This is a genomic window from Amycolatopsis sp. NPDC104775 (assembly GCF_055583325.1).
In genome coordinates this window covers 344,957-368,122 of the sequence record NZ_JBVJOE010000002.1, presented here as the reverse complement: position 1 = coordinate 368,122, position 23,166 = coordinate 344,957, and the positions used below count along the sequence as shown (strand labels likewise).

Sequence of the window (23,166 nt, the reverse complement as noted above, 5' to 3'; positions counted from 1 at the left end):
GCAAGAACGTCAGAAGCGCTGGAGGTAGCTGTGGTCTCGGTACGCAGCGTCGTGGACCGGGTCGGTCCCACGCTGCTCCACGCGCTTCTCGTGCCGGACGACTGTCCAGCGGTCGGTGATGTGGTGATCGCCGAGCCGGGTGCGGAGTCCGCCATCGCCGCGGGCGACCTGGTACTGGGCGTCGCCACGATCGAGGCGGCGGACGCCGCGGCACTCGTCCGGGTGAGCGCCGGGCGGGGTGCGGCGGCAGTGCTGCTGAAACCGCCGCTGGCCGCGAAACAATCGGTGCGACGCGCGGCGAAGTCGGCGGGGATCGCGTTGATCCAGGTGCACGCGGCGACGTCGTGGGCGCAGCTGGTCTGGCTGTTGCGCACGGTCCTGGACGCGCTCGCCGACGAATCCGAAGCACTCGAAGAAGGCGGCGACCCGGGATCCGGCGACCTCTTCCGGCTCGCCGACGCCGTGGCCGCGGTGGTCGACGCGTCGGTGACGATCGAGGACACCAACTCGCGCGTGCTCGCCTACTCCGCACGCCAGGACCTCACCGACCCGGCCCGCGTGGCGACGATCATGGGCCGCCGCATCCCGGACGACGTGCTGGCCCGGTTCCGCTCGCGCGGCGTTTTCCGCGAGCTCTCCCGGGGCAGGCAGACGATTTTCGTCCCGGCCCAGCGCGACGGGACCCTGCCGCGGCTGATCGTGCCGATCCGGATGGGCGGCGAACTGCTGGGTTCGATGTGGGCCGTCGTCCCCGGCCCGGTTTCGGAGGAACGCGCGGCGGCTTTCGCGGACGCGGCCCCAGTGGTCGCACTGCACCTGCTGCGGCGGCGCGCACATACGGACGCGCAGCGCCGGGCCTCCGCGGAACTGCTGCGCGCGGTGCTGGAAGGACAGGTCCCGCCGCGACGAGTGGTCGCCGAGCTGGACCTGTCCGACGAACCGCACCGAGTCGTCGTCGTGGACGTCAGCGGCGGCGACAGCCGGGACGCCGAAGGACTGTTGCTGGCGTTGTTGGAACGGATTTCGCAGGGCTTCGGACGCCGCCCGGTCGCGGCCGATCTGGGCGGACTGCTGTACGTCGTGGTGCCAGATCGCGACGGCGAGGGCGGCTGGCCGGAACTGCGGGCGGCCCTGCTCGCCCAACCCGCGTCTCGCCGAGGCGGGCTTCCGCGTGCGGCCGCGGGTGCCCCGGGCGATCCGACCGCGCTGGCCGCGTCGCGAGCCCAAGCAGACGAAGCGCTGGGGCTGTTGCGGGCAGGCCTGGTCGAAGGCCGAGTCGTGGCTTACGACGAGGCGTGGACCGCGCTAGTTCTGCACCGCGCCGCCGCCGGAGCAGCGGCGGCGCAGGTATCCGAACTCGGCCCACTCGGCGTGCTGCGCGCGCACGACGAAGCGAGCAACGCCGGGTACGTCGACACTCTCTACGAATGGCTCCGCCACCCCGGCGACCCCCGCGCCGCCGCGGAACGCCTGCGAATTCACCCGAACACGTTGCGGTACCGGATGAAACGCCTGCTGGAACTGGTCCCGCTGAACCTAGACGACCCCGACGTCCGGCTCGCCCTGCTCACCCAGCTGATCGCTCTCCGCTGGAACTGACCTGGTAGCTGAGATCGGTGGCCCGCAACGATTCCGGGGCCATCCGGATCCACACCGTGCCGCGCTCGGCCGGGTCGTCGAGCAGATAGGCGCGAAACCGCGGGTCCCACGCGGACTCGTCCGGCCCCAGGTACCGCACCAGTTTCCGCCGCCCCCGCGGCACGTCGAACGGCTCGACGGCGGCCTGCCCGCGCGCGATCACCTGCCGTACCAAGCCGGTCGCGAGATCGCAAACGTCCACAGTCACCGCGATCCGCGGCTCCGCGCGCACCCGGCCGGGCAGCCGCGACCACGGGCCGCTGAGGATCCAGAACGCCTTGTCCTCCCAGAGATACCAGGTGGGCCGGACCGTCGGACCCGCGGTGGCGACCCGGGCGGTCAGCGGCTGGGCGAGGAAGGTGTCGACGTCGAAACCGGTCACGCGATCAACAACGTCTTCCCGATCGTGCCGCGAGATTCGATCGCCGCGTGCGCATCGGCCGCGCGCTCCAGCGGGAAACGCTGCCCGATCACCGGCGTGAGCTGTCCCGCCGCGGCAGCCGCCAACGCCGATTCGGTGTACTCCCGCATCGCCGCCGCGTCGCCAATCGACCGGACCAGCTTCACCCCCCGCGCGGCAGCGTCCTCTTCGGACACTTCCGCCCACGAACCGCTTGCCAGGCCGTACATCGCCATCCGCCCGCCGGGCCGCAGGAGAGTGAACGCCGCGGTGCCGACCGCGCCTCCCACACCGTCGAACACCACATCCACCTCCCCAGCCGCCGCGGTCCACTGCGGATCGGTGTAGTCGACCACCACGTCCGCACCCAATTCCTGGGCCCGCGCAAGCTTTTCCGCCCCGCCCGCAGCCGCCACCACCTCCGCACCAGCGGCCTTCGCCAGCTGCACCAGGAGGCTGCCGACCCCTCCCGCAGCGGCCTCGACAAGGACCCGTTCCCCCGGCGCCACCGCCGTCGCGTGCACCAGCCCGGTCGCCGTCCGTCCATCGGCCAGCAACGCGACAGCCACGTCGAGACTGAGCGCCTGCGGCACCGGGAACACCAACGCCGCGTCCACGACCGCGCGCTGGGCGTAGCCGCCGCTGCCGCCGGTCGACGTCACCACGCGTTTCCCGACCAGCGCCGGATCAACGCCCTCCCCTGCGCGGCTGATCACTCCCCCGACGCCGTTCCCCGGCACCATCGGCAGCGAGCCCGCGAACGGCCCGGTCCCGCTCGCCCGGAACTGCGTTTCCACGAAGGTGACGTTGGCGAACGCCACCTCGATCAGCACCTGCCCCGGCCCGGGTACCGGATCGGGAGCGTCCCCCGCCTCCAGCACCGCCGGTCCGCCGAACTCCCGCAGCCACACCGCTCGCATGTAAGCCCTTCCTCGAGTCTCCGCCGGGCGTCAGCCAACTACCTCGAGTGCGGTCGAGGTCAAGAGCGTTGTCCTGGCAGCACTACTGACCGGGCGCAAGACTGTGGCGAGGGGATGATGACACCGCTGTCCGGGTAGATCACCGTGAGTGCCAACACCTTCGACCAGAACCGCCGCCAGGAGGCAGGACAGTGCGCATCGCCGTTCCCCGTGAGATCAAGAAGCACGAGTACCGGGTCGCGTTGACCCCGGCCGGCGTGCACGAGCTGGTCGGTCGCGGGCACGACGTCTTCGTCGAGACGGGTGCCGGGATCGGGTCGTCCATCACGGACGAGGAGTACGTCGCCGCGGGCGCCAAGGTGCTCGCCACCGCGGACGAGACGTGGGCCGAGGGCGAGCTCGTGCTGAAGGTGAAGGAGCCGATCGCCGAGGAGTACCCGCGGCTGCGCAAGGATCTGGTGCTGTTCACCTACCTGCACATCGCCGCGGACCGCCCGCTGACCGACGCGCTGCTGGCCGCCGGCACGACCGCGATCGCTTACGAGACGGTGCAGAAGCCGAACGGCGCGCTGCCGCTGCTGGCCCCGATGTCCGAGGTCGCGGGCCGCCTCGCCCCGCAGGTCGGCGCCTACGCCCTGATGAAGCCGAGCGGCGGCCGGGGCGTTCTGCCCGGCGGCATCCCCGGCGTGCACCCCGCGCGAGTCGTCGTCATCGGCGGCGGCGTGGCAGGCCTCAATGCCGCCCGCGTCGCGCTGGGCCTCGGCTCGGACGTGGAAATCCTGGACACGAACGTCGACCGCCTCCGCCAGATCGACAACGACTTCGGCGGCCGCATCCGCACCGTGACTTCGAACCGCCTGTCGGTGGAGGAATCGGTTCTGGAAGCCGACATGGTCATCGGCGCGGTCCTGGTCCCCGGCGCGAAGGCCCCGAAGCTGGTCTCCAACGACCTGGTCTCCCGCATGAAGCCGGGCAGTGTCCTGGTCGACATCGCCATCGACCAGGGCGGCTGCTTCGCCGACTCGCGCCCGACCACCCACGACGACCCGACCTACACGGTCCACAACTCGGTCTTCTACTGCGTGGCCAACATGCCCGGTGCGGTCCCGCGCACGAGCACCTACGGCCTCACCAACGTCACCCTCCCCTACGCCGTGCAACTGGCGGACAAGGGCTGGAAGGCCGCCCTCTCCGCCGACCCCGCCCTGGCCCTGGGCCTGAACACCCACTCCGGCGCCCTGACCAACGCCCCGGTGGCCACCGCCCACAACCTCCCCCACACCCCCGTCGAAACCGCCCTGGCCTGACACCCCCCGAACAAAGCGGCGAGGACCCCCTGGTCCTCGCCGCTTCCTTTATCCCCCAACACCTTCTGTTCCGCCCAGCCTCGCCCAGCCGAAACACCTTTTGTTCCAACCACCCCACTACCCAACCGCCACTCACCAGCACCGCGGGGGTCCGGGGGGCTCGGCCCCCCGGGCGATATGACGCCCCTTCCTGGGCGAAGCGCGGCCACGCGCGAGCACAGGAAGGGAAGAAGGGGCGACCCGCTCAACCAGCCTGGGGGTCACTGGGAGCGGGTCGCCGGGTCCTAGCTTAAAGAACATTCGGCTGGCGCGCTCGCCCGGGGGTGGATTTTGCCGGGGTTCTTACCCGTGACCAGGTGAACGTTCAACCTTTTACCTGTGCTGGCGGAGCGAGGCTTTCCCTGGTCCGCGCGGCTTCGAGAGTCGTCGGCAACCCGCTGGAGTGCCGTTCGTCACCTCGGCTGGCGGCGGGCCGGTTGTGCCCGTTTGGTCGGGGCCGCGGGCTCGCTCGGGAATAAATTGTCGGTGCCGCTCCCTAACCTTGTGATGTGACCACCACTGCGACGCCCGCGCGTCAAGACCGTCCGATTGCTGAGACGGCGCCCCCATCGGTCGGCTGGGTGCGCCGGTTGTCCGCTGCCTGCTGGGAGCATCGCGGCGTTGTCGTGCTCGCGATGACCGCGGCGATCTTGAGCGTCGGCGTGCAGGCGGCGAGTCCGCTGCTGGTGCGGTCGGCGGTGGACGACGCGGTGGCCGGGCATACGTCGCAGCTGTCCGGGCTCGCGGTGGCGCTGGTGGCGTTGCAGCTCGTGGCGTTCGGGTCGGCGTTCCTGCGCCGGTATGTCGGCGGGCGGCTGGCGCTGGACGTGCAGCACGATCTGCGCAACCGGGTGTTCGGCGCGGTTTCGCGGCTGGACGGCGGGAAGCAGGACGCGCTGCGCACCGGGCAGGTCGTCTCGCGCGCGATTTCGGATTTGCAGCTGGTCACCGGGTTGCTGATGCAGGTTCCGCTGTCGGCGGGTTCGGTGATTTTCGCGGTGCTGTCGCTGGGTGCGATGGTGTGGATGTCGCCGTTGCTCACGCTTATCGCGCTGGTGGTCGCGCCCGCGGTGGGGATCGTCGTGGCGTTGAGCAGGCGGCGGTTGTTCCCGGCGACCTGGTCGGCGCAGCAGCGGGCGGCGGATGTCGCGCAGCAGGTCGAAGAAACCGTCACCGGCGTGCGCGTGGTGAAGGGGTTCGGGCAGGAGGCGCGCGAAGTCGCCCGGCTGGAGCGCACGGCTCGGAAGCTCTTCGCGGAGCGGTTGCGCGCGGCGAAGCTGTCCGCGCTGCCGACGGCGACCACGTCGGCGCTGCCCGCCGCGGGTCAGGTCGCGGTGCTGGCGATCGGCGGTGTGCTGGCGTTGAACGGGCAGATCAGCCTGGGCACGTTCCTCGCCTTCGCCACGTATCTCGCGGCGTTGATCGGCCCGGCGCGGTTCCTGTCCGGGCTGGTCGTGCAGGCGCAGCTCACGCGCGCTGGCGCGGAGCGGGTGTATGAGCTGATCGACGCGCAGCCGGAAGTCGCCGACAGTCCGGACGCGCGGCCGTTGCCGCCCGGCACGCTGGGCGTCGAACTGAACGACGTGAAGTTCGGGTACACCCGCAGCGATCCGGTGCTCGACGGGCTCACGCTCGAGGCGCGGCCGGGCGAAACGCTCGCGCTGGTGGGCACGGCGGGGTCCGGCAAGTCCACGATTTCCCTGCTGCTGCCCCGGTTTTACGACGTGCACTCGGGTTCGGTGCGGGTCGGCGGGCTGGACGTGCGCGACGTGCCGCTGAAAGACCTGCGGCAAGCGATCGGCGTGGTCTTCGAGGAAGCGTTCCTGTTCTCCACGTCGGTGCGGGACAACATCGCGTACGGCCGCCCGGACGCGAGCGACGAGGAGGTTTTCGCGGCCGCCCGCGCGGCGGAGGCGGACGAGTTCATCCGCGCGCTGCCGGACGGGTACGCCACTGAGGTCGGCGAACGCGGGCTCACGCTGTCTGGCGGGCAGCGGCAACGGCTCGGGCTCGCCCGGGCGCTGCTCACCGATCCGCGCGTGCTGATCCTGGACGACGCGACGTCGGCGATCGACACCGTCACCGAAGCCGCGATCCACGACACGCTGCGCGCGGTCACCGCCGAACGCACCACGTTGCTCATCGCGCACCGCCGGTCGACGTTGCAGCTCGCGGACCGGATCGCGGTGATGGATCAGGGCCGAGTCGTCGACATCGGCACCGAGGACGAGCTGCTGGCGCGCTGCGCGCTGTTCCGCGAGCTGGTCGCCGGGCCGGGTGACGACGTCGAAAAGCCGCACCGTTGCGACAATCTTGAGCCCGGGGCGGACGGCACCACGGCGGTGCTGTGGCCGGAAGACAACCGCGACGAGGTCGACGCTCTCGCCGAGGCAGCGCAGTCCCGCGGCGGCGTGCCCGGCGGCGGCAGCGGCTTCGCGGGCAGCGGCGGCGCGGACGTGCCGCCGACCCCGGAACTGCTGGAAGGCGTGCGCCGCCTGCCCCCGGCGACCGACCGGCCCCGACTGTCCGATGTGGACGTCACGGCCCCGGACCCCGGCTTCCGGCTGTCCCGGATCCTGCGTCCGGTGCGGTGGCCGCTCATCGGGGTGATCGGCCTGGTCGCGGCCGACGCGCTGGCCTCGCTCGCGCTGCCCGCGCTGTACCAGCGCGGGGTCGACCACGGCGTGCTGCCCGGCGTGGCGAGCGTCGTGTGGCTGCTGGCCGGGATCGGCGCGCTCGTCGTGGCGGCCGACTGGTTCGTGGTGCGCTGGCAGACGCGGCTCACCGCCCGCGTCGGCGAGACGGTGCTGTACTCGCTGCGGGTGCGCAGTTACGCCCACCTGCAACGGCTCGGGCTGGACTACTACGAGCGCGAGCTGTCCGGGAAGATCATGACCCGGATGACCACTGACGTCGACGCGTTGTCCACGTTCCTGCAGACCGGCCTCGCCACCGCGGTCGTCAGCGCGCTCACGCTGGTGGGCATCACGGTCGCGCTGCTGGTCACCGACGCCGCGCTGGCCGGGTACGCGCTGGCCATGCTGCCGATCCTGCTCGTAGCCACGTTGATCTTCCGCCGCGTCGCTTCGCGTGCGTACAGCGAGGCGCGCGAGAAGGTGAGCGTCGTCAACGCGGACATGCAGGAGAACGTCAGCGGTCTGCGCGTCGCACAGGCGTACACGCGCGAAGAGCGTTCGGCCGAGGTCTTCGCTTCGCGAAGCGACGATTACCGCCGCTCGCGGCTGCGCGCGCAACGGTACATCGCGACGTACTTCCCGCTGGTCTCGCTGCTGTCGGATCTGGCGACCACCACGGTGCTGGTCGTCGGTGCCCACCGAGTCGCGGGCGGCACGCTCGAAGCCGGTGTGCTGTTGGGTTTCCTGCTGTACCTGCAGCAGTTCTTCTCGCCGATCCAGCAGCTGTCGTCGGTGTTCGACGGCTACCAGCAGGCACGCGTCGGCCTGAGCCGCATCGGCGACCTGCTGCGCACGCCGACGTCGGTGCCCCCAGCCGAGCACCCGGTCGAACTGCCCGCCCGCCTTTCCGGCGAAGTGCGGTTCAAGGACGTCGATTTCTCCTACACCGGCGCGGAAAAGCCCGCCTTGGAGAACCTGACCCTCGACGTCGCAGCCGGCGAAACCATCGCACTGGTCGGCGCGACCGGCGCGGGCAAGTCCACCGCCGTGAAGCTCGTCGCGCGCTACTACGACGCCACCGGCGGCTCGGTGCTGATCGACGGTGTCGACGTACGCGAGTACGACCTGCCCGCGCTGCGTGCGCGGATGGGCGTGGTGCCGCAGGAAGCACACCTGTTCTCCGGCACCGTCGCGGACAACGTGCGGTACGGCCGCCCCGAAGCCTCCGACGCGGAAGTCGAGGCCGCCGTACGCGCAGTCGGCGTGCTGGACGGAGTAGCCGCGCTGCCCGCCGGCTTCCGCCAGCCAGTAGGCGAACGCGGCCGCTCCCTCTCCGCCGGACAGCGGCAACTCGTCGCGCTGGCCCGAGCCGAACTGGTCGACCCGGACGTCCTCCTGCTGGACGAAGCAACCGCCGCCCTGGACCCCGCCACCGAAGCCACGGTCCTCCGCGCCACCGAACACCTTGCCCGGCGCCGCACCACCTTCGTAGTCGCCCACCGCCTGGCCACCGCCGCGAAAGCAGACCGGATCGTCGTGCTCGACCACGGCCGCATCGTGGAACAGGGCACGCACGCGGAACTGGTCGCGGCGAACGGCCACTACGCGCGGCTGTGGGCGCTGGGGTGAGTCAGGAGGGCAGGCGGACAGTAGGTCGGCACCCGGCGGGGACCTGTGCCACCGCCGGGCGCTGACGCGCCACGCGAGCGCCCGGCCTATCGGACGCTCGCGTAGCGCCTGCCCGCGCATGCCCGGCGCGTCGAGACCCCCATGCCCGACTGCCTGCCAGACGCTGGCAACTCAGGAGATCTCGCGCCGGTAAATCAGATCGGCGAAGAACCCGCCACCCGAGCGCTGACCCATCATGCGCACGCTCTGCCCATCAGACGCTCGCGTGACGCCTGCCCGCGGATGCCCGGCGCATCGAGACCCCCATGCCCGACTGCCACCCGGACACCCGCCGCAGTACTCGACCACGACCACCTCACCGAAACCCGACACACCACCGAAGCCGCTGACCGCGAGCCCTACGGCAACTCAGGAGATCTTGCGCCGGTAAATCAGATTGGCGAAGACATACGCCACCGCCAAGATCCCCACGCACCACGCCAGCGCGGTCCAGATTCCGCTGCCCACCGGGCGCTCGGCGAACAGATCGCGGATGGTGTTGACGATCGACGTCACCGGCTGGTGCTCGGCGAACGCGCGCACCGGCCCGGGCATCGTCGCGGTGGGGACGAAGGCCGAGCTGACGAACGGCAGGAAGATGAGCGGGTAGGAGAACGCGCTCGCGCCGTCCGCGGATTTGGCGGTGAGGCCGGGGATCACCGCGATCCAGGTCAGCGCCAGCGTGAACAGCACCAGCATGCCGAGCACCGCGAGCCAGGCCAGCGGTCCGGCGCTGGTGCGGAAGCCCATCGCGAACGCCACGAGCACCACGACGGCGACCGAGATCAGGTTCGCGATCACCGAGGTGAGCACGTGCGCCCACAGCACCGCCGAGCGCGCGATCGGCATGGACTGGAAGCGTTCGAAGATGCCGCCCTTCATGTCCAGAAAGAGCCGGAACGCGGTGTAGGCGATGCCGGAAGCGATGGTGATCAGCAGGATGCCCGGCAGCAGGTAGGTCACGTACGACTCCGAGCCGGTGTTGATCGCGCCGCCGAAAACGTAGGTGAACAGCAGCAGCATGACGATCGGCGTGATCGTCGTCGTGATGATCGTGTCCAGGCTGCGCGTGATGTGCCGCAGCGACCGTCCTAACAGGACAGTACTGTCGCCGACGAAGTGGCTGCTCATTGCCCGTCCCCCTTGCTTCCGGTACCGACCAGGGAGAAGAAGACGTCTTCCAGTGTCGGCTGCTTCTCGACGTATTCGACCTTGGCAGGCGGGAGCAGCTTCTTGAGCTCGTCGAGCGTCCCGTTCACGAGCACCCGCCCCTCGTGCAGGATCGCGATCCGGTCGGCGAGGTGTTCGGCTTCATCCAGGTACTGCGTGGTGAGCAGCACCGTCGCGCCCTGTTCGGCGAGTTCTTCGACCGCCTTCCAGACGTCGTTGCGCGCCTGCGGATCGAGCCCGGTCGTCGGCTCGTCGAGGAAAATGACCTTCGGGTCCCCGATCAGGCTCATCGCGATGTCGAGCCGGCGACGCATGCCGCCGGAGTACGTCGACACTTTCCGCGCCCCGGCGTCGGTCAACGCGAACCTCTTAAGCAGGCCGTCCGCGATCTCGCCAGGGTTCTTGAGATGCCGCAGCTTCGCGACCAGCACCAGGTTTTCACGTCCGGTAAGGATTTCGTCGACCGCCGCGAACTGCCCGGTGAGGCTGATCGACTCGCGCACCCGCTCTCCTTGGCCCGCCACCGCGAACCCGTTGACCTCCGCTTCCCCCGCATCGGCCTTGAGCAACGTGGACAAAATCCGCACGACGGTGGTCTTGCCCGCGCCGTTCGACCCGAGCAGCGCGAAAATACTGCCCCGCGCCACCTCGAAATCGACGCCGCGCAGCACTTCCAGCTTGCCGTACGACTTTCGCAACCCCCGCACTCGAATCGCCGGCGCCGTCACAGCGCACCTCCCACCGCGCGGTCGATCGATTCGGTCAGCCGCGTCCGTTCCCGGGAAATCCAGTTCCCCTCGGGATAACTCCGGAGAAACTCCTCCGCGAACTCGACCGGATCGTCGCCGACGATTTCGCGCACTGTCGTCTCGTTCGCCACGCTCTGCTCGAACAGGTCGATGAGATCGTCCAGCATCCGCAGATGCCCGTCCGCCGTCCCCGGCCCGAAGTACTGCACGTACCGGTGCAACGCCTTGATCGCCGCCCGGTAGTCCGGCGGCAGCTCCTCGACGCGCGCCTTGTACCGGCGGTACCGCTTCTTGTCCTCCAGCGGCCCGGTGACCACTTCCAGATAATGCAGATACTTGCTTTTCCCGTCATTCCCCATGATCGATTCCCTCCTTGCGCAGCTGTTCGAGCCGGTCGGAGAGGAACCGCCAGTTCCGCCAGAACTCGTCGAGGCTCGCTCGCCCCGGCGCGTTCAGCGTGTAAACCTTCCGCGGCGGCCCTTTCTCGGACGGCACTTTTTCGACGTCGACGAGCCCGCGCTGCTCGATCCGCACGAGCAACGCGTAGACGGTGCCCTCGGCGAGATCCGTGAACCCCCGCTCGCGCAACCAGGCGGTGATCTCGTATCCGTAAGCAGGCCGTCCGGCAAGAATCGCGAGGACGATGCCCTCCAAGGTCCCCTTGAGCATCTCCGTCGCCTGCTTGCCCATCGAACGTCCTTCAACTAGTCAGTGTTGCTGAGTACCGGTAGATAGTATCACTGACTACCGGTGGTGCGCAGAGGCTTTTGCTGAGCGCTCGACGAGGCCCGCCGGGATGGGTCCGGCGCGCCAGCAATGACCAGCAAAGAACCGAGGCGCGGACTAATGCCGTTGTCCCGCAACAGGTTCGGGCAGCAGTGATTCAGCCCAGCGTCGCGCTAGGGGTACTCAGGAACTCGCGCCGGGATTCAGGGCAGTTCGCGCCAGCGGAGGTCGCCCCAGCCAGCCGAGGCGACATCGGCCAGCTCGGCCCAGCGAGTCGTCCCGGGGCGGACGTGCGTGTCCGGGCCGATGGACCACTCCGGTGCTTCCGGCTCGACGTGCTCGAACTCCTCGATCCCGGCCGGGGACCGCCACACCGCGGTGCAGGAATCGCACATCAGCACGACCTTGCCGTGCTCGGTGACGAGCGGGCGAATCAGTCCCTGGTCCCAGAACGACGGACATTCGACCAGCCACATCGCGTCACCACCGCCTCGCGCCTCGGAAACCGCTGCGCCCGAGCGAGGCCGCAGCCTTTCGACAGCACAACACCGCTCAGTGAACGACCCGCTACACCGAGCCCAACTCGGCCGGAACAGGCGCGGACGATGCCGAACGGCCCGATCGAGCGAACCGCCGCCGCGGAACCGTGAGCCGGAGGCGGCGGACCGCGACCCCGCAGCCAGTTCCACCCAGGCGCCCCCCGAGTCCGCGGCCCGGCGAAGGGCCGACCGTCACCGCACCCCGGGCCTCCGCGAAAGCCAGCCCACGTGGTCCGGACCAGCACCGCCCGCCGCCCTCGGCCGAGCGAGACGGCGGCGCCCACCAGGGAGTGTGTCCGGGATCACCGCAAACCGGCCGAGGTGAGGGCATTCGGCCCTTGCGACGCGTACGGTGGGCCGTGCTGTCTGTCAGGCTGGGCCTCTCAACCGATCCAGACAATGACCTGTCTCACGAGCGTCCAGGTGGCGTGTTTCAGGCCACCGGCAGGGGACTAGCCTGGCGGTCAGCAGATGCTTGTGATATCGGATCGAGAATGGATAGAGGCGAGAGCCAGCCGTGGCCAGCAGCAGTCCCGCATCGCAGTTCGGTGCCAATGAGTGGCTCGTCGAGGAAATGTACGAGCGGTTTCTCGCGGACCCCCAGTCGGTAGACGCCGCCTGGCACGATTTCTTCGCCGACTACAAGCCCACTCCGGGCGGCAACGGCACGCAAGCGGGAGGGAACGGAGAGGTCACCACCTCCGCACCGGCCCCCGCCGCCAAGTCCGCGCCGACCGCGCCGACCGCGCCGACCGCGCCAGCCGCGAAGTCCCCGGCGGCCCCGGCGGCCAAGGCTGCGGCGGCGAAGGCCCCGGCGGCGAAGACCGCATCGGCCGAGAAGCCCGCGCCGTCCGCTCCGGCCGCCAAGACCGCGCCGGAATCCAAGCAGCTCCGCGGCGCCGCGGCGGCGATCGCCAAGAACATGGACGCCTCGCTCGCCGTGCCGACCGCGACCAGCGTCCGCGCGGTCCCGGCGAAGCTGATGGCGGACAACCGCATCGTCATCAACAACCACCTCAAGCGCACCCGCGGCGGCAAGATCTCCTTCACGCACCTCATCGGCTACGCCATGGTGCGGGCGCTGAAGGACTTCCCGAACATGAACCGGCACTACCAGCTGATCGACGGGAAGCCGTTCGCGGTCACGCCGGAACACGTGAACTTCGGCCTCGCCATCGACATGAAGGGCAAGGACGACTCCCGCACTCTCGTCGTGGCCTCCATCAAGGCCACCGAGAACATGACGTTCATGCAGTTCTGGCAGGCCTACGAGGAGATCGTCAAGAAGGCCCGCACGAACAAGCTCACCGCGGACGACTTCGCGGGCACCACCATCTCGCTCACCAACCCGGGCGGCATCGGCACGAACCACTCGGTGCCGCGGCTGCAGGCGGGCCAGGGCGCGATCATCGGCGTCGGCGCGATGCAGTACCCGGCGTCGTTCGAGGGCACCAGCGAGAAGACTCTGGTCGACCTCGCGGTCAGCAAGATCATGACGCTGACCTCGACCTATGACCACCGCATCATCCAGGGCGCGGAATCCGGCGAGTTCCTCAAGCGCATCCACGAGCTGCTGCTCGGCGAGGACGGCTTCTACGACGACGTCTTCACCAGCCTGCGGCTGCCGTACGAGCCGATCCGCTGGGTCGCCGACATCCCGGACGGCCCGGTCGACAAGACCGCGCGCGTCATGGAGCTGATCGAGGCGTTCCGGATGCGCGGCCACCTGATGGCCGACACCGACCCGCTGAACTACCGCCAGCGCAGCCACCACGACCTGGACGTGCTCAGCCACGGCCTGACCCTGTGGGACCTGGACCGCGAGTTCGCGGTCGGCGACTTCTCCAGCCGCGAGCGGATGAAGCTGCGCGACATCCTCGGCGTGCTGCGCGACTCGTACTGCCGCACGGTCGGCGTGGAGTACACGCACATCCTCGACCCCGAGGAGCGGGGCTGGATCCAGGAGCGCGTCGAGGTCCGGCACAGCAAGCCGGAGCCGTCCGCGCAGAAGTACATCCTGTCGAAGCTCAACGCCGCCGAGGCGTTCGAGACCTTCCTCCAGACCAAGTACGTCGGGCAGAAGCGGTTCTCCCTGGAGGGCGGCGAGACCGCGATCCCACTGCTGGACACCATCCTGGACAAGGCCGCCGAGCACGAACTCGACGAGGTCGTCATCGGCATGCCGCACCGCGGCAGGCTGAACGTGCTGGCGAACATCGTCGGCAAGCCGATCAGCCAGATCTTCCAGGAGTTCGAGGGCAACCTCGACCCGGGCCAGGCGCACGGCTCCGGCGACGTGAAGTACCACCTCGGAGCCGAGGGCAAGTACTTCCGGATGTTCGGCGACGGAGAGACCCGGGTGTCGCTGGCGTCCAACCCGTCGCACCTGGAGACCGTCGACCCGGTGCTCGAGGGCATCGTCCGCGCCAAGCAGGACATCCTCGACAAGGGCGGCGAGGGCTACACCGTGCTGCCGGTCCTGATGCACGGCGACGCGGCCTTCGCGGGCCAGGGCGTCGTGGCCGAAACCCTGAACCTGGCGCTGCTGCGCGGCTACCGCACCGGCGGCACCGTGCACGTCATCGTCAACAACCAGGTCGGCTTCACCACCGCGCCGGAGCACTCGCGCTCCAGCCAGTACGCCACCGACGTCGCGAAGATGATCGGCGCGCCGGTCTTCCACGTGAACGGCGACGACCCCGAAGCCGCGCACTGGGTCGCGAAGCTGGCGGTCGACTACCGGCAGGCGTTCCACAAGGACGTCGTGATCGACCTGGTCTGCTACCGCCGTCGCGGGCACAACGAGGGCGACGACCCGTCGATGACGCAGCCGGCGATGTACGACATCATCGATTCCAAGCGTTCGGTCCGGAAGACCTACACCGAATCGCTGATCGGCCGGGGCGACATCTCCGTCGAGGAGGCCGAGGCCGCGCTGCGCGACTTCTCCAGCCAGCTCGAGCACGTCTTCAACGAGGTCCGCGAACTGGAGCGGCACCCGGCGAAGGCGAGCCCGTCGGTCGAGGGCGAGCAGCAGATCCCGGCGAAGGTCGCGACCGCCGTGTCGCGCGAGGTCGTCGAGAAGATCGGCGACGCGTTCGTCAACCTGCCCGAAGGCTTCACCCCGCACCCGCGGGTCAAGCCGGTCATGGAGCGCCGCCACAAGATGTCCCGCGAGGGCGGCATCGACTGGGCCTTCGGCGAACTGCTCGCGTTCGGGTCGCTGGCGCTGGAAGGCCGTCTCGTGCGGCTGTCCGGCCAGGACTCCCGGCGCGGCACCTTCACCCAGCGGCACTCGGTGTTCATCGACCGCAAGAACGGCCAGGAGTACTCGCCGCTGCAGCACCTGGCCGAGGGCCAGGGCCGCGTGATGATCTACGACTCGGCGCTGTCGGAGTACGCGGCCGTCGGCTTCGAGTACGGCTACTCGGTGGCGAACTCCGACGCGCTGGTGATGTGGGAAGCGCAGTTCGGCGACTTCGTCAACGGCGCGCAGACCGTGATCGACGAGTACATCTCCTCCGGCGAGGCCAAGTGGGGCCAGCGCTCGGACGTCGTGCTGCTGCTGCCGCACGGCCACGAGGGCCAGGGCCCGGACCACACGTCCGGCCGGATCGAGCGGTTCCTCTCGCTGTGCGCGGAAGCGTCGATGACCGTCGCGGTGCCCTCCACCCCGGCGAACTACTTCCACCTGCTGCGCCGGCACGCCCTCGACGGCATCCAGCGTCCGCTGATCGTCTTCACCCCGAAGTCGATGCTGCGCAACAAGGCGGCGACCTCGTCGGTCGAGGACTTCACCGGCCAGAGCCGGTTCATGTCGGTGATCGACGACGCGACGCAGGACCCGGCGAAGGTGCGCAAGGTGCTGCTCACCTCGGGCAAGCTCTACTGGGAGCTGGTGGCCGAGCGCGAGAAGCGCGGCGCGGACGACGTCGCGATCGTGCGGATCGAGCAGTACTACCCGCTGCCGAAGAAGAAGCTGCTGGCCGCGGTGGAGCGCTACTCGAACGCGCAGAACATCACCTGGGTCCAGGAGGAACCGGAAAACCAGGGCGCGTGGCCGTTCTTCGGCCTCAACCTGCCCCGGAAGTTCCCGGAGGTTTTCGCCGGGCTCGACGTGGTGGCGCGGCGCCCGATGGCCGCCCCGTCGGCCGGTTCGTCCAAGGTGCACGAGGTCGAGCAGAAGGCGCTGATCGCCAAGGCGTTCGACTGATCCTCGTCTCCACCGAAGGCCGCCGCGGGACTCGTTCCCGCGGCGGCCTTCGCCGTTTTCACACGCTTTCCACCCGAAACACCGCGATCCGCCCGGCAGCCGCCGCGACCCCGTCCGGCGTCGGCGACTCCGCCAGCCCGGTCGTCACGTAGCGCTTCCCCACGCTCGGCGGCCCGTCCGCCACCACCTCGCGCAGCACCGGTCCCCGCTCCGCCACCGGCACCTCCACGAACCGCACCCGCCTCGACCGCCGCCCCCGCGACAGCGTCCCCTCCTTGGCCGCGCGCACATTCGCCACCCACGCCGCCTTCGGGAACGCCTGGATCAGGTATTCCTCGCCCTGAACCCGCAATACCGCCAACGGAAACGTCCGCGGTTCGCCGCTGCGCCGTCCGGGGACGGTAAGCAGTTCCATGGGGCCGAACGCGAGCCCCGCGCGCTGCAGGGCGGTGATGACCCGGTTGATCGTGTTGACCTTGCGCCGGTATCCGGCTGCCTTGGTGTCCATGCCACCAGCGTACGCCAACTAGTATGAGTTTCATACTTTCTGGAATTCATAGCTATACCTTCCAGGTATGCCCGGGGTGCCGGAACGGCAGTGGCGGCGCCCGCGCCGAAGCCAGTTCACTGGTCGGCAAACACCCGAGGAGGGCTTGAGTGCACTACGACGTCGTCGTAGTCGGAGGCGGTGCTGGGGGTATCGCCTCCGCGTCCGGGGCGGCGCGGGCCGGGGCGCGGGTGCTGCTGGTCGAGCAGTACCCGTACCTTGGCGGTGCGGCGACGATCAGTTCCGTGCTGACGTTCTGCGGGTTCTTCGACCAGACCGGCGAACAGGTCGTCGCGGGCGTCGGCGAGGAAGTGCTGCGGCGGCTGCGGCGGCGCGGCGCCTGCGAAGAGAAGACGATGGGCTGGACCGGCAACAAGATCGTCCTGCTCGACCTCGAAACCACGAAACTGGTCTACGACGAACTCACCGCGGACGCCGGGGTAGACGTCCTCCTGCACACCAGGCTCATCGGCGCTAAGCGAACCTACGGCGTCGTCACCGAGGTCGAACTGCACCATCGCGGCGGTCTGGAACGGGTCACCGCCGGAGCGTTCATCGACGCCAGCGGCGACGGCGCGCTCCTGGCCGCCGCTGGAGCCGCCGTCCGCGTCGCCCCGCTGAGCGACCGGCAAACCAGCACACTCGTCTGCCGGTTCTCCGGTGTTCCCGAAGACGCCGACCTGTCGCGCGACGGCCTGCGTGCCGCCATCGCCGCGTACCAACGGGAAACCGGCGTCCAGCTGCCTCGCGACTACGGCATCGCCGTCCACCTTCCGTTGACCCGCAACGTCATCGCGCTCCTGGTAGACGAACAAACCGACGTCTTGGACCCCGCCGCGTTAAGCCGGGACGAAGCCAGCGCGCGACGCCAGGCGTGGCAATACCTGGACGCCCTGCGCAAACACCTGGCCGGCTGGTCGTCGGCACGCCTCGAAGAAACCGGCCCCCAGCTGGGCATCCGCGAAGGACGGCACCTCGTGGGCCGCGAACAGCTCACCGGCCACGACGTCCTGACCGCCCGCAAACGCCCCGGCACGTCCATCGGCCGGTGCGGCTGGCCGATCGAAGACCACGCGGGACCCGGCGTCACCTGCTACGAACCGATCGCCGGCCGAGGCTGGTACGACCTCCCCTACGGCGCGATCTGCTCGGCCGACACCGCGAACCTCTGGGCAGCCGGCCGTCTGACCAGCTCCGACGATGACGCGTACGCTTCCGTCCGCGTGATGGGCACCGCCTTCGCGACTGGTCACGCCGCGGGAGTCGCCGCCGCGCAGTACGTCGGCGGCCGAGCCCACGACGTCCACGCGATCCGGGCCGAGTTGCGCCGCCAGGACGCCCTGGCTTGACCCGCGAGCGCCGGTAACGGGAACCTTCCCTGATCGTTCTCCAGGCCGAAGGAGCCCCCATGCCGCGCCGCTATCGCTGGGTCGTCCTGCTGCTCTGCTGGGCAGTGTTCACGATGACCTCGGTGGACCGGTCGACCTGGGGCCCGGCGTCCTCGGCGGTCAGCGATTCCCTCGGCGTCCCGCTGGCCGCGCTCGGGATTTTCGCCACCTGCTACTACATCGGCTACGTGGTTTCGAACACCGCGGGCGGCTTCCTCTCCGACTGGCTGGGCAGCCGCGCGATCCTGGGCGTCAGCTCCGTGGTCGCGGGCGCGCTGATGGTGGGGTTCGGCTCAACCACCTCCATCGCCTGGGGCCTGGTCCTGCAGGCCTTGCTCGGCCTCTTCGCCGGAGTCGATTTCTCCGCCGGGTTGAAGCTGATCACCACCTGGTTCCGGCCCGAAGAACACGGACTCGCGAGCGGCGTCTTCATGACCGCGACGTCGCTGGGCACCGTCGTGGCCAACGCCGTCGTGCCCACGCTCGTGAAAAACAGCGGATGGCCAGTGTCGTACCACCTTTTCGGCGGGGTTACCGTCGCGCTCGGCCTGCTGTGCCTGGCCTTCGTCCGCAACGGCGCTCGCTCGGCTGACCCTGTCCGCACCCTGCCCAATCCACGCCCGCTTTTGCGCAACCGCGACCTGCTTTTGCTCGGCATCGCGGGTTTCGGCGGTCTGTGGGGCACCTACGGTTTCGTCACCTGGTCCAACACCCTGATGATCCGCGGCGAGCACATCGATCCGGTACGGGCTGGCGTCGTCCTGGTCATCTTCTCCGGCACCGCCGTGGTCGTCAAACCGCTAGTCGGCTGGCTCACCGACAAAGCCGGATTGGGCAGGCGAATCCCCATCATCGCCGTCCTGGTCCTCTTCGCCGCCGCCCTGCTGGTTTTCGGTTCGCTGAGCAGCTACGGCGCGTTCCTCGTGGTAGCCCCGATTCTCGGCATCGGCGCCTATGCCTACAGCCCGCTGACCGCCGCCATGATCCCGGCACTGACCGGCGCGGCCCTCTCCGGTTCCGCTGCCGGTGCGGTGAACGCTTTTTGGCAACTGGGCAGCGTAATCGTGCCCGCCGTCGTGGGCCCGGTCTTCCACGCGACCGGCTCGTTCTACGAGGCTTTCCTCACCCTGGCCGCCGGACCGCTGGTGGGGGCGGCGATTCTTCTCTTCATGCGCGATGACCGTCCGGCACGGGTCGCTCCGCAAACCGCGACGGCCTGAGCAGCGCTCTTTGAGCAGAACGACAAATTAATTTCCGCCCAGCTCGCTGCTCAGGGAAACTGGGCGCATGCAGATCCGCCAGGCCACCGCCGACGACGCACCCTCGATCCACGCCGTGCACACCGCCGCTTTCCGCGTCCACAACCCGGACGTCACCGGCGAAATGCCGGAAGCGAAGCTAGTCACCGAACTGACCGCCGACGGAGATCTGCTCCCCGCGCTCTCGCTCGTCGCACTCCAAGACGGCGAAGTGATCGGCCATGCCTGCTCCAGCCCAGGCCGCCTCGGCGACGACCCGGACTCGGCGATCGGCTTCGGCCCGCTAGGCGTCCTCCCCGACCGGCAACGCAGTGGCGCGGGCTCAGCTTTGGTGCACGCGACGATCGGCGCCGCCAACGCACTCGGCTACGGCCTGATCGTGCTGCTCGGCGACCCGGGCTATTACTCCCGCTTCGGCTTCGTGCTGGCCGAGAAGCTCGACATCACTCCGCCGGTACCGGAATGGGCTCCGCACTTCCAGGCCCTCCCGCTGGCCGCGTACCGTCCGGAAAACCGCGGTGCGTTCCGTTATGCGGCGGCTTTCGACCGGCTCTGAGCCGTCCGGAGAAGCGTCATCACGAGGCCGTCAATCCGTTTCGCCGCAGGAACTCCCCAGCGATATCCTTCGCGTTCCGCTTCTCATCCGTGTACTGCACGTTCAGCTCAGTCAGCTGTTCAGTAGTCAACGCCGCCGAAACCCGGTTCAACGCGGCCGTCTCAGCGTCGTTCAACGTGCCCTTGGCCACCAACGGCACGATGTTCTGCGCGGGGAACATGTGCTTGTCGTCCTCCAGCGGGACGAAGCCGTTCGACGCGATCGTCGCCGACGTGCTGAACAGATCCGCCACCTGCACGTCGCCCGATTTCAACGCCGCCACCGTCACCGGGCCGCCGGTGTCCGTGGTGCGGATTTCCTTGAACTCGCAGCCGTACAGCTGCTTGATCCGGTCCTTCCACCGGCTGCTCCACTGCCCCGGTCCGCCCAGCACCAGGTCCTTGCAGCGCGGCCCGAGGTCGGAGAAGGTCTTCACCCCGGTCGCCGCGAGTTCCTTGCCCACCACGAGCAGGTCCTTGTCCTGTGCGGGCGACTGGTCGAGCACCGTGAACCCAGCCGGAATCTTCTGCTTGAGCTGAGCGTAAACGTCTTCCGAAGTGGTCGCCGCGGTATTCTTGTCGAAGTATCGCAGCAAGTTTCCGGAGTAATCCGGAACCACCGACAAAGACTTGTCCTGCAACGCTTTCACCACGACCTCGCGACTGCCGACCGGCGGCCGCACCGTCACGTTGTGCGCGCCGACGTTCCGCAGCGCTCCGGCGTAAATCTGCGCCAGCAAAGAGCTTTCCCCGACATCGGAAGCGCCGATGATGATGTCCCCGGTACTGCCGCCCTCACCGCCGCCGGACAGCGGGTTGCCGCACGCCGACGCCAGCAGCGCCAGCCCGGCCACCAGAATCCCCCACCGTTTCACGCCGCTCCTCCCGCAGCCACTGCCCGGCCGGACGCCGCCTGCGCGGCCAGCCGGACCCCCTTGGGCACCAACGCCCGCTGCGCCGCGGCGAGCAGCAGGTCGACCACGATCGCCAGCAGCGCGGTGAGAATCGCGCCCGCGACGACCTCGGTGTAGTCCAAAATGGCCAGTCCGTCGAGCAGGAACCGGCCGAGGCCGCCGAGGCCGACGTAGGCGGCCACCGCGGCGGTCGCGATCAACTGCAAGACGGCGTTGCGGATTCCGCCCAGTACCAGCGGAAGCGCGATCGGCACCTCGACTTGCCACAGCCGTTGCCAGCCGGTCATCCCGATGCCTTGCGCGGCGTCGACGACATCGTGCTCGGCCGCCTGCAGACCGGCGTAGGTGCCGGCCAGCACCGGCGGGATCGCCAGCACCACGAGACCGATGATCGTCGCCGTGGTGCTTTCGGTGAAGAGCAGGAACAGGAACGTGACGAGCCCGAGCGTCGGCAGCGCGCGGATCGCGTTGCCCGCCCCGACCAGCACCACGCCGCCGCGGCCGGTATGGCCGACGAACAGTCCGATCGGGAGCGCGATCACCAGCGCGATGACCAGTGCCAGCACGATGTAGCCGACGTGTTCGGCGAGCCGGGCGAGGATGCCGCCCGGGCCCTGCCAGTTCGCGCCGGTGGTGAACCAGGTGAAGACGTCGCCGATCATCCCGCCACCTCCGCGGCCGGCGCACGGCCCGCTCTCTCCCAGGGCGTCAGCAGATTGCGCAGCAGCACCAGCAGCAGATCGACGATCAGCGCGAGCAGCATCGTCAGCACGATCCCGACCACGATCGGCGAGAAGTATTCGCGCTGAAATCCGTCGGTGAACAGCACGCCCAGCGCCCCGGTCCCGATCAGCGCACCGACGCTCACCAGGCTGATATTGCTCACCGACGCCACCCGCACCCCGGCCGCGAGCACCGGCACCGCGAGCGGCAGTTCCACGCTGAAAAACCGGCGCGGCGAGCGATACCCGATCGCCGTGGCGGCCGCGACGATGTGCGGGGGCACGGCTTCCAGCGCGTCGAGCACCGGACGCACCAGCAGCGCGGTGGTATAGATGGTCAGCGCGACGATCACGTTGACGCTGTCGAGAATCTTCGTGCCGATAATGCCGGGAATCACCACGAAAAGCGCGAGCGACGGAATCGTGTACAGCAGATTCCCCACTACCAGCAGCACGCTGCGCGCGGGTCGCCAGCGATGCCCCAGCCAGCCGAGCAGGATCGCCAGCACGATGCCCGCGACCAGCGGCACCAGCGCGAGGTAGATGTTGTCGAGAAGATTGGCGAGGATTTCGCCGCGGTTGTTGGAGCTCGACAGATACCGGCCGAGTTCGCCGAAGAAGTCGCCCATCAGGACGCCTGCGGTGAGGCCTCGATTACATCCAGGACCTGGTGCGCGACCACCGTCCCGAGCACGCGGTTCTCGTCGTCCACCACGACGCCGAGGCTGGCCGGCGACGACAGCGCCGCGTCGAGCGCCCCGCGGATCGGCGTGCCCTGCACGTACAGCGAGCCACCTGCCACGAGGTCGGTTTCGGCCAACGGTCCGTCCACAGTGGAGCCTGGCGGGAGCCAGCCCCGCGGCTGTTTTTCTTCGTTCACCGCGAGCAGCCAGCCCTCCGACGGGCCGGAAACCGTGCTGCCGAGGTCGATCGTGTTGGCCGGAGACACCTCGACGCCGCTCGCCGGAAGGAACGAAAGCCCGCGATACCCCCGGTCGCGGCCGACGAAGGACGCGACGAAGTCGTCCACCGGATGCCGCAGCACCTCGGCCGGAGTGCCGTACTGCGCGAGCTTCCCGCCGACGCGCATCACCGCGACCTTGTCCCCGAGCCGCACCGCCTCGTCGATGTCGTGCGTGACGAACACGATTGTCTTGCCCAGCTGGGATTGCAGCCGCAGCAGCTCGTCCTGCAGTCCTTCCCGGACCACCGGGTCGACCGCGGAGAACGGCTCGTCCATCAGCAGCACCGGTGAATCCGCGGCGAGCGCACGGGCCACGCCGACGCGCTGCTGCTGCCCGCCGGACAGCTGCGCCGGATACCGCTTCCCGAGTTCCGCGGGCAGGCCAACCGTCTCGAGCAACTCGGCCGCGCGGGCGCGCGCTTTGCGTTTGTCCCATCCGGACAGCAACGGCACGGTGGCGACGTTGTCGAGCACTGTCCGGTGTGGAAAGAGCCCCGCGTGCTGGATCACGTACCCGATGCCGCGGCGCAGCACCGCCGGGTCGCCGTCGCTGACGTCCTTGCCGTCCAGCAGCACCGCGCCCGAGGTGGGCTCGACCATCCGGTTGATCATCCGCAGCGAGGTGGTCTTGCCGCAGCCGGACGGTCCGACGAACACCGTGATCGTGCCGTCTTCCACGGTGAGCGAGAGGCCGTCGACCGCGACCGTGCCGTCCGGATAGCGTTTGACGACGTCTCGGAATTCGATGGTCACAGACTTCTCCCCACGTGCGG

Annotated in this window: 19 protein-coding genes; 7 read left to right on the top strand and 12 right to left on the bottom strand. The window is 69.2% G+C overall.

All coding sequences use genetic code 11. The features are described 5' to 3' along the window. The first annotated feature begins 30 nt into the window (after window positions 1-30). Window positions 31-1,599, top strand: coding sequence for a PucR family transcriptional regulator (locus ACZ63D_RS10510; RefSeq protein WP_465354020.1), 1,569 nt, complete (start codon window positions 31-33; stop codon window positions 1,597-1,599). Here the strand turns inward: ACZ63D_RS10510 and ACZ63D_RS10505 are convergent. Continuing rightward, a complete protein-coding gene (locus ACZ63D_RS10505) occupies window positions 1,568-2,020 on the bottom strand; it encodes a pyridoxamine 5'-phosphate oxidase family protein (protein WP_465354019.1) in 453 nt (150 codons plus the stop codon). The two genes, ACZ63D_RS10510 and ACZ63D_RS10505, sit on opposite strands and share 32 nt — an antisense overlap. After that, window positions 2,017-2,958 carry a zinc-binding dehydrogenase gene (locus tag ACZ63D_RS10500; protein WP_465354018.1) on the bottom strand — a complete coding sequence of 314 codons (942 nt, stop codon included), beginning with the start codon at window positions 2,956-2,958 and terminating at the stop codon, window positions 2,017-2,019. Before ACZ63D_RS10500 ends, ACZ63D_RS10505 begins: the two co-directional genes overlap by 4 nt. Window positions 2,959-3,149: 191 nt before the next feature. Here ACZ63D_RS10500 and ald point away from each other — a divergent pair, with 191 nt between their 5' ends. Both ald and ACZ63D_RS10490 read left to right on the top strand, forming a co-directional pair. Beyond that, the gene (ald, locus tag ACZ63D_RS10495) at window positions 3,150-4,265 is read left to right on the top strand and encodes an alanine dehydrogenase (RefSeq protein ID WP_465354017.1); all 1,116 of its coding nucleotides are present in this window, start codon (window positions 3,150-3,152) and stop codon (window positions 4,263-4,265) included. 548 nt (window positions 4,266-4,813) lie between these two features. After that, on the top strand, window positions 4,814-8,569 hold the full coding sequence (locus tag ACZ63D_RS10490) for an ABC transporter ATP-binding protein (protein ID WP_465354016.1): 3,756 nt from the start codon (window positions 4,814-4,816) through the stop codon (window positions 8,567-8,569). 408 nt (window positions 8,570-8,977) lie between these two features. Here ACZ63D_RS10490 and ACZ63D_RS10485 read toward each other — a convergent pair whose 3' ends face one another. The 5 genes from ACZ63D_RS10485 to ACZ63D_RS10465 form a co-directional block, all read right to left on the bottom strand. Further along, complete coding sequence (locus ACZ63D_RS10485) at window positions 8,978-9,739, bottom strand: ABC transporter permease (RefSeq protein WP_465354015.1); 762 nt, start codon at window positions 9,737-9,739, stop codon at window positions 8,978-8,980. Beyond that, entirely contained in the window at window positions 9,736-10,476 is a 741-nt protein-coding gene (locus tag ACZ63D_RS10480) for an ABC transporter ATP-binding protein (RefSeq protein ID WP_465354014.1), read from the bottom strand. Before ACZ63D_RS10480 ends, ACZ63D_RS10485 begins: the two co-directional genes overlap by 4 nt. A gap of 26 nt (window positions 10,477-10,502) precedes the next feature. Beyond that, the gene (locus ACZ63D_RS10475; protein ID WP_465354013.1) at window positions 10,503-10,886 is read right to left on the bottom strand and encodes a DUF1048 domain-containing protein; all 384 of its coding nucleotides are present in this window, start codon (window positions 10,884-10,886) and stop codon (window positions 10,503-10,505) included. Further along, window positions 10,876-11,217, bottom strand: a complete 342-nt coding sequence (locus ACZ63D_RS10470; protein ID WP_465354012.1) for a PadR family transcriptional regulator — start codon at window positions 11,215-11,217, stop codon at window positions 10,876-10,878. The genes ACZ63D_RS10475 and ACZ63D_RS10470 overlap by 11 nt, the downstream gene beginning before the upstream one ends. Window positions 11,218-11,456: 239 nt before the next feature. Continuing rightward, on the bottom strand, window positions 11,457-11,729 hold the full coding sequence (locus tag ACZ63D_RS10465) for a hypothetical protein (protein WP_465354011.1): 273 nt from the start codon (window positions 11,727-11,729) through the stop codon (window positions 11,457-11,459). Window positions 11,730-12,309: 580 nt separating this feature from the next. Between ACZ63D_RS10465 and ACZ63D_RS10460 the strand changes: the two genes are divergently transcribed. Continuing rightward, on the top strand, window positions 12,310-16,005 hold the full coding sequence (locus ACZ63D_RS10460; protein ID WP_465354010.1) for a multifunctional oxoglutarate decarboxylase/oxoglutarate dehydrogenase thiamine pyrophosphate-binding subunit/dihydrolipoyllysine-residue succinyltransferase subunit: 3,696 nt from the start codon (window positions 12,310-12,312) through the stop codon (window positions 16,003-16,005). A 58-nt stretch (window positions 16,006-16,063) separates the two neighbouring features. Here the strand turns inward: ACZ63D_RS10460 and ACZ63D_RS10455 are convergent, their stop codons facing one another. Beyond that, on the bottom strand, window positions 16,064-16,513 hold the full coding sequence (locus ACZ63D_RS10455) for a nitroreductase family deazaflavin-dependent oxidoreductase (protein WP_465354009.1): 450 nt from the start codon (window positions 16,511-16,513) through the stop codon (window positions 16,064-16,066). A gap of 149 nt (window positions 16,514-16,662) precedes the next feature. On the opposite strand from ACZ63D_RS10455, the gene ACZ63D_RS10450 reads away from it, so the two are divergent. The 3 genes from ACZ63D_RS10450 (at window position 16,663) to ACZ63D_RS10440 (ending at window position 19,755) form a co-directional block, all read left to right on the top strand. Further along, on the top strand, window positions 16,663-17,901 hold the full coding sequence (locus tag ACZ63D_RS10450) for an FAD-dependent oxidoreductase (protein ID WP_465354008.1): 1,239 nt from the start codon (window positions 16,663-16,665) through the stop codon (window positions 17,899-17,901). Window positions 17,902-17,960: 59 nt separating this feature from the next. Next, the gene (locus tag ACZ63D_RS10445; protein ID WP_465354007.1) at window positions 17,961-19,160 is read left to right on the top strand and encodes an MFS transporter; all 1,200 of its coding nucleotides are present in this window, start codon (window positions 17,961-17,963) and stop codon (window positions 19,158-19,160) included. Between the two features lie 67 nt (window positions 19,161-19,227). Continuing rightward, the gene (locus ACZ63D_RS10440) at window positions 19,228-19,755 is read left to right on the top strand and encodes a GNAT family N-acetyltransferase (protein WP_465354006.1); all 528 of its coding nucleotides are present in this window, start codon (window positions 19,228-19,230) and stop codon (window positions 19,753-19,755) included. Window positions 19,756-19,774: 19 nt separating this feature from the next. Here ACZ63D_RS10440 and ACZ63D_RS10435 read toward each other — a convergent pair whose 3' ends face one another. From ACZ63D_RS10435 to ACZ63D_RS10420, 4 genes are read right to left on the bottom strand one after another with little or no spacing between them, the layout of a single operon-like run. After that, window positions 19,775-20,668, bottom strand: a complete 894-nt coding sequence (locus ACZ63D_RS10435) for an ABC transporter substrate-binding protein (RefSeq protein ID WP_465354005.1) — start codon at window positions 20,666-20,668, stop codon at window positions 19,775-19,777. Next, on the bottom strand, window positions 20,665-21,369 hold the full coding sequence (locus tag ACZ63D_RS10430) for an ABC transporter permease (protein WP_465354004.1): 705 nt from the start codon (window positions 21,367-21,369) through the stop codon (window positions 20,665-20,667). Before ACZ63D_RS10430 ends, ACZ63D_RS10435 begins: the two co-directional genes overlap by 4 nt. Then, entirely contained in the window at window positions 21,366-22,058 is a 693-nt protein-coding gene (locus ACZ63D_RS10425) for an ABC transporter permease (RefSeq protein WP_465354003.1), read from the bottom strand. Before ACZ63D_RS10425 ends, ACZ63D_RS10430 begins: the two co-directional genes overlap by 4 nt. Next, on the bottom strand, window positions 22,058-23,146 hold the full coding sequence (locus ACZ63D_RS10420) for an ABC transporter ATP-binding protein (RefSeq protein WP_465354002.1): 1,089 nt from the start codon (window positions 23,144-23,146) through the stop codon (window positions 22,058-22,060). The genes ACZ63D_RS10425 and ACZ63D_RS10420 overlap by 1 nt, the downstream gene beginning before the upstream one ends. Between the last annotated feature and the right edge of the window lie 20 nt (window positions 23,147-23,166).

Excerpts from the sequence above, each read along its gene's own strand:
- ACZ63D_RS10500 (WP_465354018.1), bottom strand. The coding sequence starts at position 2,958 with ATGCGAGCGGTGTGGCTGCGGGAGTTCGGCGGACCGGCGGTGCTGGAG.
- ACZ63D_RS10485 (WP_465354015.1), bottom strand. The coding sequence starts at position 9,739 with ATGAGCAGCCACTTCGTCGGCGACAGTACTGTCCTGTTAGGACGGTCG.
- ACZ63D_RS10475 (WP_465354013.1), bottom strand. The coding sequence starts at position 10,886 with ATGGGGAATGACGGGAAAAGCAAGTATCTGCATTATCTGGAAGTGGTC.
- ACZ63D_RS10470 (WP_465354012.1), bottom strand. The coding sequence starts at position 11,217 with ATGGGCAAGCAGGCGACGGAGATGCTCAAGGGGACCTTGGAGGGCATC.
- ACZ63D_RS10465 (WP_465354011.1), bottom strand. The coding sequence starts at position 11,729 with ATGTGGCTGGTCGAATGTCCGTCGTTCTGGGACCAGGGACTGATTCGC.
- ACZ63D_RS10455 (WP_465354009.1), bottom strand. The coding sequence starts at position 16,513 with ATGGACACCAAGGCAGCCGGATACCGGCGCAAGGTCAACACGATCAAC.
- ACZ63D_RS10445 (WP_465354007.1), top strand. The coding sequence starts at position 17,961 with ATGCCGCGCCGCTATCGCTGGGTCGTCCTGCTGCTCTGCTGGGCAGTG.
- ACZ63D_RS10440 (WP_465354006.1), top strand. The coding sequence starts at position 19,228 with ATGCAGATCCGCCAGGCCACCGCCGACGACGCACCCTCGATCCACGCC.
- ACZ63D_RS10430 (WP_465354004.1), bottom strand. The coding sequence starts at position 21,369 with ATGATCGGCGACGTCTTCACCTGGTTCACCACCGGCGCGAACTGGCAG.
- ACZ63D_RS10425 (WP_465354003.1), bottom strand. The coding sequence starts at position 22,058 with ATGGGCGACTTCTTCGGCGAACTCGGCCGGTATCTGTCGAGCTCCAAC.